This is a genomic window from Gillisia hiemivivida (assembly GCF_007997295.1).
GTDB classification, from domain to species: domain Bacteria; phylum Bacteroidota; class Bacteroidia; order Flavobacteriales; family Flavobacteriaceae; genus Gillisia; species Gillisia hiemivivida.
On record NZ_VORY01000018.1, the window covers coordinates 46,717 to 59,350 of the forward strand.

13 protein-coding genes are annotated in these 12,634 nt (G+C 34.2%); 12 read left to right on the top strand and 1 reads right to left on the bottom strand.

Annotated elements, in window-relative coordinates; genetic code table 11:
* The first annotated feature begins 2 nt into the window (after positions 1-2).
* The 8 genes from ES724_RS13000 (at position 3) to ES724_RS13035 (ending at position 6,330) form a co-directional block, all read left to right on the top strand.
* Positions 3-290, top strand: a complete 288-nt coding sequence (locus tag ES724_RS13000; RefSeq protein ID WP_026839248.1) for a TIGR03643 family protein — start codon at positions 3-5, stop codon at positions 288-290.
* Positions 291-1,409, top strand: a complete 1,119-nt coding sequence (locus ES724_RS13005; RefSeq protein ID WP_146933585.1) for an FAD-binding domain-containing protein — start codon at positions 291-293, stop codon at positions 1,407-1,409. It begins immediately after the preceding gene.
* Positions 1,406-2,878, top strand: coding sequence for a cryptochrome/deoxyribodipyrimidine photo-lyase family protein (locus ES724_RS13010; protein WP_146933587.1), 1,473 nt, complete (start codon positions 1,406-1,408; stop codon positions 2,876-2,878). Before ES724_RS13005 ends, ES724_RS13010 begins: the two co-directional genes overlap by 4 nt.
* The gene (locus ES724_RS13015) at positions 2,865-3,491 is read left to right on the top strand and encodes a flavin reductase family protein (RefSeq protein WP_146933589.1); all 627 of its coding nucleotides are present in this window, start codon (positions 2,865-2,867) and stop codon (positions 3,489-3,491) included. The genes ES724_RS13010 and ES724_RS13015 overlap by 14 nt, the downstream gene beginning before the upstream one ends.
* Before the next feature lies 1 nt (position 3,492).
* Positions 3,493-3,621 (top strand): DUF2256 domain-containing protein, encoded by a 129-nt coding sequence (locus ES724_RS13020; protein WP_081661890.1) that lies wholly within the window; start codon positions 3,493-3,495, stop codon positions 3,619-3,621.
* Complete coding sequence (locus ES724_RS13025) at positions 3,618-5,105, top strand: cryptochrome/photolyase family protein (protein ID WP_146933591.1); 1,488 nt, start codon at positions 3,618-3,620, stop codon at positions 5,103-5,105. Before ES724_RS13020 ends, ES724_RS13025 begins: the two co-directional genes overlap by 4 nt.
* A gap of 196 nt (positions 5,106-5,301) precedes the next feature.
* Positions 5,302-5,769: a hypothetical protein gene (locus ES724_RS13030; protein WP_146933593.1), complete on the top strand. Its 468-nt coding sequence runs from the start codon at positions 5,302-5,304 to the stop codon at positions 5,767-5,769.
* A gap of 27 nt (positions 5,770-5,796) precedes the next feature.
* Positions 5,797-6,330: a CIA30 family protein gene (locus ES724_RS13035; RefSeq protein ID WP_246136877.1), complete on the top strand. Its 534-nt coding sequence runs from the start codon at positions 5,797-5,799 to the stop codon at positions 6,328-6,330.
* A gap of 1,187 nt (positions 6,331-7,517) precedes the next feature.
* Here the strand turns inward: ES724_RS13035 and ES724_RS13045 are convergent.
* On the bottom strand, positions 7,518-8,051 hold the full coding sequence (locus tag ES724_RS13045; protein ID WP_146933597.1) for a glutathione peroxidase: 534 nt from the start codon (positions 8,049-8,051) through the stop codon (positions 7,518-7,520).
* Positions 8,052-8,403: 352 nt separating this feature from the next.
* Here ES724_RS13045 and ES724_RS16970 point away from each other — a divergent pair, with 352 nt between their 5' ends.
* The 4 genes from ES724_RS16970 to ES724_RS13060 all read left to right on the top strand — a co-directional run bounded on the left by ES724_RS16970 (position 8,404) and on the right by ES724_RS13060 (position 12,631).
* Positions 8,404-9,843, top strand: coding sequence for a cation-translocating P-type ATPase (locus ES724_RS16970; protein ID WP_317129757.1), 1,440 nt, complete (start codon positions 8,404-8,406; stop codon positions 9,841-9,843).
* Between the two features lie 47 nt (positions 9,844-9,890).
* Positions 9,891-10,931, top strand: a complete 1,041-nt coding sequence (locus ES724_RS16975; RefSeq protein WP_394345075.1) for an HAD-IC family P-type ATPase — start codon at positions 9,891-9,893, stop codon at positions 10,929-10,931.
* A 239-nt stretch (positions 10,932-11,170) separates the two neighbouring features.
* Positions 11,171-11,752, top strand: coding sequence for an outer membrane protein (locus ES724_RS13055; RefSeq protein WP_146933599.1), 582 nt, complete (start codon positions 11,171-11,173; stop codon positions 11,750-11,752).
* Between the two features lie 102 nt (positions 11,753-11,854).
* Positions 11,855-12,631, top strand: a complete 777-nt coding sequence (locus tag ES724_RS13060; RefSeq protein ID WP_146933601.1) for an MlaE family ABC transporter permease — start codon at positions 11,855-11,857, stop codon at positions 12,629-12,631.
* The last annotated feature ends 3 nt before the right edge of the window (positions 12,632-12,634 follow it).

Consider the following 12,634-nt stretch of genomic DNA (forward strand, 5'->3'; position numbering starts at 1 on the left):
ATATGAATGAAACGAAAGAATTTACAGAAAGAGAATTAGACCGTATTATAGAAATGGCTTGGGAAGACAGAACGCCTTTTGAAGCAATTGAGTTTCAATTTGAATTGCCAGAAAAAGAGGTTATTAAAGTAATGCGCGGCAACTTGAAAGAATCTAGTTTCAAGCGTTGGAGAAAACGGGTCAATAGTGGTGTAAGCCAGAAACATTTGAAAAAACGCCTGTCCGGTATCAACCGATTTAAGTGCTCACGCCAAAAAGCGATCTCAGGAAATAAAATAAGCAAAAGATAAATGGAATTATTTGAACAGCAAGATTCTATATTTCCAACTTCTTATTCAGAAATACTTCAGCGTATTCGCAATATAGATCCTGTTAAATATGGCTCTTCCCGAAATTATATAAACGGTTCTGTCACTTATTTATCTCCTTATATTTCTAGGGGAATAATTTCAACAAAATTTGTGCTTTCCGAAATTTTAAAAAAAGGATACCAGCCTGCTCAAATAGGCAAACTCATTCAGGAGTTGGCCTGGAGAGATTACTGGCAACAAGTATGGATTGCAAAAGGAGAGGCTATTAATGAAGATTTAAAACACCCACAATCATCAGTTTCCAACACAGCCATTTCAAAAGCAATTGTAGAAGCCAATACAGGGATTGAAGCTATAGATACTGCCATTCAGGAATTTTATAGAACAGGCTATCTGCACAATCACCTAAGAATGTACATTGCTTCCATAGCTTGCAATAGTGGGCAAAGCCATTGGAAATTGCCTGCGCAATGGATGTATTATCATTTACTAGATGCAGATTGGGCAAGCAATGCCTTAAGTTGGCAGTGGGTTGCTGGATCGAATGCAAATAAGAAATATGTCGCCAATCAAGAAAACATCAATAAATACTGCTTCACAGAGCAAAAAGATACTTTTTTAGATGTGCCTTATGAGACCTTACCTTTGTCAGAAATTCCTGAGATTTTAAAAGACACCCCACATTTAGTATTAAAAACACCTTTACCAAATCAGGAACCGATTGTAATTAATGAAAAGCTTCCAAGCTGTATCTATAATTTCTATAATCTGGATCCACTCTGGAAAAAAGATAGTTCGGCAAATAGAATTCTGTTGTTAGAACCTTCTCATTTTGAAGAATATCCAGTATCCCAAAAATCGATTGACTTCATCATTGAAATTTCCAAAGAGAACATTCCTAATATTCAGATCTATGTGGGAGAATTTGATGAACTTATTAAGAATTATAACTTCGGAGCTATTTACTATAAAGAGCATCCTTTGAACGATCATTATAAGGGAATTGAAGAAGCCAGAGACTGGATGTTCGATGTGAAAGGCTATTATCCATCTTTCTTCGCTTTTTGGAAAAAATGTAAAAAGCAGCTGGTCTTTTGAAAAAACAGGCTATAAATATTGTTTGGTTAAAACGTGATCTTCGCTCACAAGATCATGAACCCTTATTGAAGGCAGAGCAAGCTGGAATCTCGTATCGTATTATTTATTTGCTTGAACCTTCTCTTCTTGAGTATCCGGACACCAGCTTAAGGCATTTACAGTTTATCTATCATTCTATTCTAGCCTTAAATAAGACATTAGCCCCCTTCAATAGAAGCGTAGATGTCTACTATGGAGAAGCAGTAGCTGTTTTTAAATTCTTAAAAGAATCTTTTGATATAAAAAGTGTTTTTAGCTATCGAGAAAGCGGAACTCAAATCACCTGGAAACGCGATAAAGAAATAAATTCGTTTTGCAAAGAACACCAGATCTATTGGCAAGAATCACAAAGAGATGGAATTCTGCGAGGTATAAAAAATAGAAATACTTGGAACCAGAAATGGCATGAAACAATGCATACGCCACTAATTGAAAACAAGTATTCAGTTTCTGAAGAAAAAAAACGTGAACATCACTTTTTAATACCAGAAAAATTAGAAACTCAGTTAAAGGAGTATCCTAAACCATATCAACCTGCAGGTGAGCAAAATGCTTGGCGATATTTAAAATCGTTTACCACTCGAAGAGGTTTTAATTATCAAAATCATATTTCTAAACCTTCAGAAAGTAGAATTTCTTGCAGTAGATTATCACCCTATTTAGCTTGGGGGAATATGAGTATAAAACAAGCTTTTCAGTTTATAGGGACACATCCTAACGGAACAAAAAACAGCAGAGCTTTTTCTGCAATGCTTACCAGGCTGCATTGGCATTGCCATTTCATTCAGAAATTTGAGGTAGAATGTAGTTATGAAACCGAGTGTATTAATAAAGGATATGAGCGTTTATCACATAATAAAAATGAGGACTTCCTTAAAGCCTGGAAAACGGGTACAACTGGCTATCCATTGATAGATGCTTGTATGCGAGCTGTGGAACATACCGGATGGATTAATTTTAGAATGCGAGCAATGTTGGTTTCATTTTTAGCATTTAATATGGACCAAGATTGGCGAGAGGGTACCTATCATTTGGCAAGACAATTTTTAGATTATGAACCAGGTATTCATTATCCGCAGTTTCAAATGCAAGCGGGGACTACAGGAGTTAATACAGTGCGTTTGTACAATCCAGTTAAAAACTCACAAGAGCACGATCCAGATGGTATATTCATCAAAAAATGGATTCCAGAGCTTGCTAATGTACCTATTGCAAATATTCATGAACCTTGGAAAATGACTGTATTGGAGCAAAGCTTTTGTGGAGTTAAAATAGGAGAAGATTATCCACTTCCTATCGTAGATTTACAAGAAAGCGCCAGAATAGCGAGAGATAAAATTTGGGGACATAGAAAACATCCTGCCGTTCAAAATGAGAAGAAACGCATATTAAACACCCACGTTAATAGATCACAAAATGATTTACACTAAAGAACACATAGAACAGCTTAACCGCATTACCAGACTAAAGATCATCAATTCGGTTTCAGGCATAAAGCCAGCAAATCTTATAGGTAGCATAAATAATAACGGGCAAACCAATCTGGCTATATTTAGTTCGGTAATACATTTAGGAAGTGATCCTGCACTTCTGGGTTTTATTTGTAGGCCACAAATCTCAGAAGTTGGTCATACTTATAATAATATTCAAGAAAATAGTCAGTATACAATTAATCATATTCATCCAGAATTTGTAAAAAACGCCCATTATACATCAGCCAAATTTGATGGAGATATTTCAGAGTTTGAACGTTGTAATCTTTCCGAAGAATATGTCAAAGATTTTAAAGCACCTTTTGTAAAAGAAAGCAGCTTTAAAATTGGAATGCGCTTTAAAGAAGCGCTCGATATTAAACTTAATGGGACTATATTAGTAATAGGAGAGATAGAGCATCTTATCCTTCCTGATACTGCAATAGTTGATGAAGACATCGATTTAGAGGCCACAAATAGTATTGGGATTTCAGGCTTGAATAGCTATTATTCTTTGAATAAAATTGAAAAACACCCTTATGTAAGAGTGAACGAAGTACCAGAATTTTAAATTGAAAAAACAACATCTTCCTACAAAAACATGTGCCGTTTGCGAGCGTCCTTTTACCTGGCGTAAAAAATGGGAGAAGAACTGGGATGAGGTAAAATACTGTAGCGAACGTTGCAAAAGAAATAAATGAAAAGTATCAACTTAATATTTCCGCATCAGTTATTTCAAGAATCTCCACTCTTTGAAAGCAATCGCCCAGTTTATATAGTTGAAGAATATTTGTTCTTTAAGCAGTACTCCTTTCATAAGCAAAAAATAACTTTTCATAGAGCCACAATGAAGCGGTATGCAGATTTTCTTCGGAAGGATAAAAATCTAGAAGTGCATTATGTGGAAGCCACTGAGGAAATTTCGGATATCAGATTACTAATCTCCGAGTTAAAAAGTCAAGGTGTTCAACATATCAATTATATAGATCCAACAGATAACTGGCTTCAAAAACGATTGGATAGAAAGCTTCGTGAAAGCGGAATTAAATCAACTAAATATCCTTCCCCTTTATTTTTAAATACTAAAGAAGACCTTGCTCCTTTTTTTAAAAGTGGTAAAAAGAAATTTTTCCAGAAAACCTTTTATATAGAGCAACGCCAACTGCGAAATATCCTTGTTAAGCCTGATGGCAAACCAATAGGTGGTAAATGGAGTTTTGATGATGAAAACAGAAAGAAATATCCTGCGAAAAAGACACCGCCAGCTATTCAATTTCCGGATGTTGATGAGTATTTTGAAGAAGCCAAAAAGTACGTAGAAGCGCACTACCCAAATAACTTAGGAAATCTTACAAAGCATTCATTATATCCAACAAGTTTTGAAACTACAAAAGTTTGGCTAGACCAATTTTTTAAGCAACGCTTTATGGAGTTTGGTAAGTATGAGGATGCTATTGTGGCTGAACACGCTATATTAAATCATAGTGTTTTAACCCCAATGCTGAATGTGGGTTTAATAACACCTAAAGAAGTTATAGATGCTTGTTTGGTATATGCTGAAGAAAATAAGGTGCCCATTAATTCTACCGAAGGTTTTATACGTCAGATAATTGGTTGGAGAGAATTTATTAGAGGTGTTTATGAGGCTAACGGAAGTGAAGCACGTACCACCAATTTCTGGAAATTCAAAAAGAAAATACCGGCTTCTTTTTATGATGGTACTACAGGAATTCTACCCATAGACCAGACTATTAAAAAAGTGTTGCAAACTGGTTATTGCCATCATATAGAACGCTTAATGGTTTTGGGCAATTTTATGATGCTGTGCGAATTTGATCCAGATGAAGTTTATAAATGGTTTATGGAACTCTTTATAGATTCTTATGATTGGGTGATGGTCACCAATGTTTACGGGATGAGTCAATTTGCTGATGGGGGATTGATGGCCACCAAACCTTATATTAGTGGAAGTAATTATCTGATGAAAATGAGCAACTATAAAAAGGGAGAATGGCAGGCAACTTGGGATGGCCTCTTTTGGAGATTTATGCATACTCATCGTGAATTTTTTCTATCGAATCCAAGGTTAGGGATGCTGGTAAAAATGTATGATAAAATGCCTGCTGAAAAGCAGGAAAATCATCTGGAGAACGCAAACCAGTATTTGTTAAACATAGCAGATTAATTATGACAACTAACAGAAAATCCTATTTACTGTGGTATCTTTTTAAAGCGGTAAATATTTTTCATAAGTGTTTAGAATTCAGTATTTTAAACGATAAATTAATACACTCCGCTACATTTAGACCTCTAGGATTATCAATAAGCTAGTCTTGGTTTGCAATACTAACTTTTCATGGGTTTATTTTGAATGGAAATTTATGGAAGCTCAGGGTGTAAACAGAATAAAAACAATAATTATGATGCTATTTAATACAACAGATACTAACAAAGACTATTTGAAAGAGAGTAAGGATACAGTAGGCAAAGCATTCTCTTTTTTAGAAAAAATAAAAATGGGAGGCGTAGGCTCTGGTAAATTAGTTATTGAAGAATTTAGCGCTAAACTGCAACCCGAAGATCTGCTTGCGTCAGCTATTAATTATGCAACTATTGTATTAAGACCCAGGGGGATCATTGTACATTTCAGTAATGGATCAAACCGATATTCTTGGATAATACCCTATTATCGTTTAGTTATCTATAATACTCGAACCTTTACTATTCACGCTAACGGGCATTTTATAAAGTGTAAAAGAAACAAAAACTATCATGACAATAAAAAATTTCTTGATAAGATGATAGATTTAAAAAACGACTCTTTAAATTTAGAGTACTATGATGGATAAAGGGAAATACCACTAAAAAATACAATTATGGCACAAAATATAATTCTATTCATTTTATTAATAACTACTATGCAAACAGCTACCATTTTCGACTTTAATAATAAAGCAGATATAACTAATTGGAATATTGTAGATGATGTGGTTATGGGAGGCAAATCATCAGGAAATTTTTATTTAAATAAAGAAGGTCATGGAGTTTTTGAAGGTCGTGTTTCCTTAGAGAATAACGGCGGTTTCTCTTCTTTGAGGTACGATTTTAATGAAATAAGTACAAAATCGTATTCCAAAATTGTTATAAAAATTAAAGGCGATGGGAAAAGCTATCAGTTTAGAGTGAAAAGTAAGTCGGCTGATTATTACTCTTATGTCACTTCTTTTAATACCTCAAAAGACTGGGAAACTATCGAATTGCAACTTTCAGATATGTATCCAGCATTTAGAGGTCGTGACCTAGATATGCCAAATTATGATAAGGAGAGTATCGAAGAAATAGCTTTCTTAATTGGTAATAATAAAGCAGAAACTTTTAAACTAGAAATTGAATCTATTGTTTTAAAATAAATTGTTCTGTCATCCCCTCCTAAATCCTCCCCAAGGGGGAGGACTTCAAAACAACAAAGGGTTTTAGTGAATAATTAAATGTTTATTCCTTAGCTATACTTTGTAAATATTACCCATTTTAGAAAATACGTCAATGGTAAGAATTTATATATTTTACTAAAAATTTCGTTTTGCTAGAAGTATTTAATTAAAAGCCACGAATTCACGAAAATTTTTTAGGAATTTTTTCATAATTAATTAGAGAATTTCTGAAAATGAAAGAATATTTGCTCCCTTCTCTTGGGGAAGGGTTGGGGATGGGATGAGTTATAATCATTATACTTTCATCCCCTCCTAAATCCTCCCCAAGGGGGAGGACTTAAAACAAAAATGGGCTTTAGTGAATAGTTATATGTTTATTACTTAGCTATACTTGAAAATTTTACCAATTTTAGAAAATACTTTAATGGTAGACCCGTAATAAAAAAATTTATCTAGCGTAGGCTTTTTACGTATGAAAGATGCTGAAACGATTCCGATAGCTATCGGAACAGCATGACGGAAGTTAAAACCAGTATCGTCACCCTGTCCCGATACTTCGGGAGTTTCAGGGTCTCTTATTCGGAGTAACTTTGAAAACACGTCAATGCTAACTTGTTTCAGGGTCTCATCTCCACATAAATAAGATGCTGAAACGAGTTCAGCATGACGGAAAACATTCGATATAATTAGTTAAAAACTAATCACTGGAACAAAAGCGGATAATCAGAATAATTGTCGATTTCTATTTTCTTTCTATTTTTAGAAATCCAATACTTCAAAAAGACTATATATAAATGATAGCGTCCACAGAATCGTTCTCACCCAATTCTTATTTACTAATGTTACCAAATCACTTTTGCTCGAATTTTCATTTGAAATAATAGAGTGAATTGGGACGAATATCCAAAAAGTAGAGATCCATATAAGGATAATAATCACCAGACTACTCACTGTGTAAAAACTAGTTTGCGTAAATAGTTGATAAATAGATACACCGAGTTGCCCAAACATTAATGGTATAACTATAGTGCTAAAACGGGAAGTATATATTCTGTGCCAAGTAACTAGGTTTCCTGTGCTATAATGAAGAAAACTTGGATATACAATGCGCTGTATGATCCAAATCAACACAACCAATCCAAAATCTAATAAAAGCCGAATGATGTCTATTTGCATTTCAGGTGCTTAGTAATTTTTGAACTCGTTGGTTTGGTGATTGAAAAATAATAATCAATTAGATTTCCTTTATCGTCCACTAAATATTTCTGAAAATTCCATTTTACACTAGAACTTTTTTTGCCGTTGAGGTCTTTCGAAGTAAGCCATTTAAATAATGGATGTTGTTTACTTCCTTTTACATTTAACTTCTCGGTAAGTAAAAATTTCACACCAAAATTCAACTCACAAAATTCCTGAATTTGGGAAGCATCTCCAGGCTCTTGTTTACCAAATTGGTTGCAAGGGGAACCAATGACAACCAGTTCTTCAGGATAGCTATCACTCAGCTTTTGCAAGTCTTTATATTGTTTGGTAAAGCCACATTCCGAAGCGACATTGACAAAAAGTATTTTCTTGCCTTTAAATTCTGAAAGCGAAATTGGTTTACCATCTATAGCATTAATAGTTATATCATAGATTGACTGCCTTTTTGTTTCAGTATAAACACTTGCTGACAATTTTGCTTTATCGATGCTTTTCATGGCTATTTCTTTTTCTTACAAATTTGAATTTAAAAATTGGAAGATGCGGTTAATCACTTATTAAGCTATTGCTAAAAAAAGAGATTTTTTAAATTATATGCATTATTGAATTGTCTGATTTTATCTTTCCGTTACTATCCAATTTTAAAGAATAATTTTAGATGAATAATATACTTAAATTTTTAAATTCTACCTGTAGAAGGAATTCAAAATATTAAAATTCGGCTGGATATAATTGATCCAACATTAATACTCGATAAAAATATGAATAGAAATGATAATTGTCAGTTCACTTAATTCATAAGCAACTTAAATTTAATACCTCAAAAGGAACAACTTTAAGAAAAAATGTATGGCTATAAATAATTTTGGAATAGTTGGTCTAAATAAAGAAGAAGTGTTGAGTTCCCGACTTGAACATGGTTCTAACACCATAGAGTTCAAGAAAAAAAACCAGATTATAGAGGCTCTAAAAAGTTTGATAAAAGAGCCAATGGTACTCTTGTTATTGGTTGCTTCTTCAATTTATTTTATTGCAGGAAATATTGGAGATGGGATATTTTTAGCAGTAGCAATTGTGCTGGTTGCAGCAATATCTTTATACCAAGATTCCAAAAGTAAAACTGCATTAGATAAATTAAAGAAAATCACTCAGCCCCTTTGTAAGGTTATTCGGGAAGGGGAAGTTTCAACTATTGGCACAGAAGAACTGGTTGTAGGAGATAGCATTATGATGGAAGAGGGTACCACCATTCCTGCAGATGCTAAAATCAGCCATTCTAATGATTTTTTGGTAAATGAATCTTTACTTACGGGAGAATCTTTTTCTATTTATAAGGATCAAAATGAAGATAACAATTTAATATATATGGGATCTTATGTTACCGGTGGTTTGGCTATTGCCACCGTAACAGCTATTGGTATTAAAACTAAGCTGGGAGAAATAGGGGAAAGTGTTGAAACCATAGATCAAGAAAAAACTCCTTTAGAAATTCAGATAAATAATTTTGTAAAAAAAATGATTGTTGGAGGAGCTGTTTTTTTCATCATTGTTTGGATACTTAATTTCAGAACCTCATTAGATTTGTTAGATAGTTTCTTGAAGGCATTAACCCTTGCCATGAGTATTTTACCTGAAGAAATCCCTGTAGCATTTACCACTTTTATGGCATTAGGAGCTTGGCGACTCATGAAGCAGGGTGTAATTGTAAAGCAAATGAAAACCGTGGAGTCTCTGGGTAGCGCAACTGTGATTTGTGTAGATAAAACAGGTACAATAACCCAAAATAAGATGAGTTTAGTCTCCATTTATACGGTTGAAACAAAAGAATATCAAGATCCAAAAGAATCTTTAAACGAAGCAGGGAAAGAACTTATTCGAATTTCTATGTGGGCTAGTGAGCCAATTCCTTTTGATCCTATGGAAATAGCCTTGCACGAATCCTATTCCAATACCTATCCAGTTGATGAGCGAATGGATTTTGAGATGGTTCATGAATATCCACTTGGAGGAAAACCACCAATGATGACCCATATATTTCAGAATAGAAAGGGAGAACGAATTATAGCCGCAAAAGGAGCTCCTGAAGCATTTTTAGATATATCCGACTTAGATTCAGAAAAAAAGAAAGAAATTATTGAGGTAATTAAGAATTTGGCAAAAAAAGGATATAGACTTCTAGGAGTTGGATTAGCTGATTTTAGTAGCGATAATTGGCCAAAAACACAACAAGAATTTCAGTTTGAATTTAAAGGTTTAGTGGCTTTTTACGATCCTCCTAAAAAAATATAGAAGAGGTTTTTCAAGGCTTCTATAAGGCCGGAATTAAAGTAAAAATAATAACGGGAGATATTGCTGAAACTTCTATGGCTATTGCTCAGGAAATAGGCTTTAAAGGATATGAGAAAAATATGAGCGGAGATCAACTAATGGAGTTGTCAGATTCCGAAATTCAAGAAGTGGTCTTAAAGACTGAGCTCTTCACCAGAATGTTTCCTGAAGCTAAACTAAGAATTATAAACGCTCTAAAAGCTGAGGGAGAAATTGTAGCGATGACAGGAGATGGGATAAATGATGCCCCAGCTCTTAAAGCAGCTCATATTGGTATTGCAATGGGAAAAAAAGGGACAGAAATCGCAAAGCAAGCTGCCTCTTTAATTTTATTGGAAGATGACTTAGAAAAGATGCTAGATTCCATCGCAATGGGGCGTCGTATTTATACTAATTTAAAAAAAGCAATACAATACATTATTTCCATTCATATTCCCATTATACTCATTGTCGCTATTCCATTAATGTTGGGTTGGATCTATCCCAACATTTTTTCTCCAATTCATATTATTTTATTGGAATTAATAATGGGTCCCACCTGTTCTATAGTTTATGAGAATGAACCTATAGAAAAGGATATAATGATAAAAAAACCCAGACCCATTTCTACAACATTTTTTAATTGGAAGGAACTAACTATTAGTGTTTTGCAAGGATTGGTCATTACGTTGGGAGTTCTTGGGATATATCAGTTTTCGGTGAGTTCTGGTTACGATGAATCTACAACTCGAACTATGGTTTTTACCACTCTTATTTCAGCAAATATATTTCTAACCTTTATTAATCGTTCCTTCTATTATTCTTTACTGACTACCTTTAAATATGTGAATAAGTTGATTCCAATTATAATTGGGATCACAATTGGAATTACGTTAATGCTTCTATTTATAACACCTGTAACTAAATTCTTTGAGTTTCAGTCACTAAATGTTTTTCAAATAATGATAAGTGTTACAACTGGATTGATCTCTGTTATTTGGTATGAGCTGGTGAAATGGAGGAAGCGAAGCCAAAGCACAGTTCACGCAAGAAGCATTGGTTTTAGTTGATATTCCAAAAAATAACAAATTTAATCCCTCATTGAGGGTTTAATTCCCCGAGGCCTGCCCGAAAAGAATTTCATTCAGGCGGGCTTGCCTCGAACTTTTAAAAGGATTTTCCTCCCGAACCATCGGGACATTTCTCGTGGGCTTTCCCAGAGGTTCTTGATTTCTTTCAAATTAATGATATCGGTCATATTTAGAATGCGTTTCACTCTCTAGTTTTAGGTATTAATAATTATTTCGAAATGAAACGATTTGATCATTGGGTTTTCTTAAGCTTTTTACTTCTTAGTTTGAATTTAATGGGGCAAGATAAATGGACTCTAGAATTTAAGCCAGGACTCAATTTTCCAAGTACAGATATTGGAGAAACTAGCCTGCAAACGGGTTTTGGTTTCGAACTGACTGGAGCATACAAAATTTCACCTCAATTTGATATTTATGCGGGTTGGGGCTGGAATCAATTTAAGACAAAGAAGGCACTTATAAGTGAAGAAAGCGACGTTAATGAAACGGGCTATAGCTTCGGGTTAAAATTCAAAAATCCATTTCTGAATTTTGTTAAAACATCCTATGTGCTAAGTGCCGGTGGAATTTATAATCATCTGGAAGTAGAGGATAGGTTTAATGAGACACTCGGAGATACGGGACATGGCTTAGGTTGGCAAGCTTCAGTAGGATTGGAATACCTTATTGCAGAAAATTGGTCTTTACGTCCAGAATTAAGATATCGCTCCCTTTCAGAAGAATTGACCTTTATAAATATCTCAGAAAAAATAGATCATAGGTATATTTCATTTGGGTTGGGACTTGCGGTAAGTTTTTAGCAAATACTCAAATCTGCTCTTAAATCCTTATTTTAGATGATCAATAGTATTTTACTAGCCTCAAGCCCCATCTATATTTGATTATAGAATAAATATAATTTTATGGGGAAAACTAAAACCATATTAGATAATTCAAAAGTATTCTTTGCTGAAGTTGGGGATATTTCTTATTTCACTGCCCGATTCTTTCGGGAAGTATTTAAGCCACCTTTTGAGTTTAAGGAATTACTGCGCCAATGTTTTAATATGGGTAATAGATCCTTGCTGCTTGTAGTAGTAACGGGGTTTATTTTAGGTTTGGTATTTACTTTACAATCTAGGCCCACGCTAATGGAATTTGGCGCAGAATCTTGGATGCCTTCTATGGTGGGTATTTCTATAGTACGTGAAATAGGTCCAGTTATTATTGCTCTTATATGCGCAGGTAGAATTGGTTCTGGTATTGGGGCCGAATTAGGCTCTATGCGGGTTACAGAGCAAATAGACGCTATGGAAGTATCTGGCACCAATCCGTTTAAGTATTTGGTGGTTACAAGGATAGTAGCTACTACATTAATGTTGCCATTACTTATAATAATTGGAGATACAGTAGCATTATTAGGATCGGCACTTATAGAAAATTTAAAAGGGGAGGTTTCCTATCTTTTATATTTCAACCAAGTTTTTGATGCTATTACTTATGCTGATATAATACCTGCTACCATTAAATCTTTTTTCTTCGGATTTGCGATTGGCTTGGTAGGTTGTTATAAGGGATATTATTGTTCTAAAGGGACTGTAGGAGTAGGAGAGGCCTCGAATGCAGCTGTGGTATATACTTCGATGCTTTTGTTTATCATAGATTTTATCGCAGTGTTTATAACCGATATATTTTTTTAAATC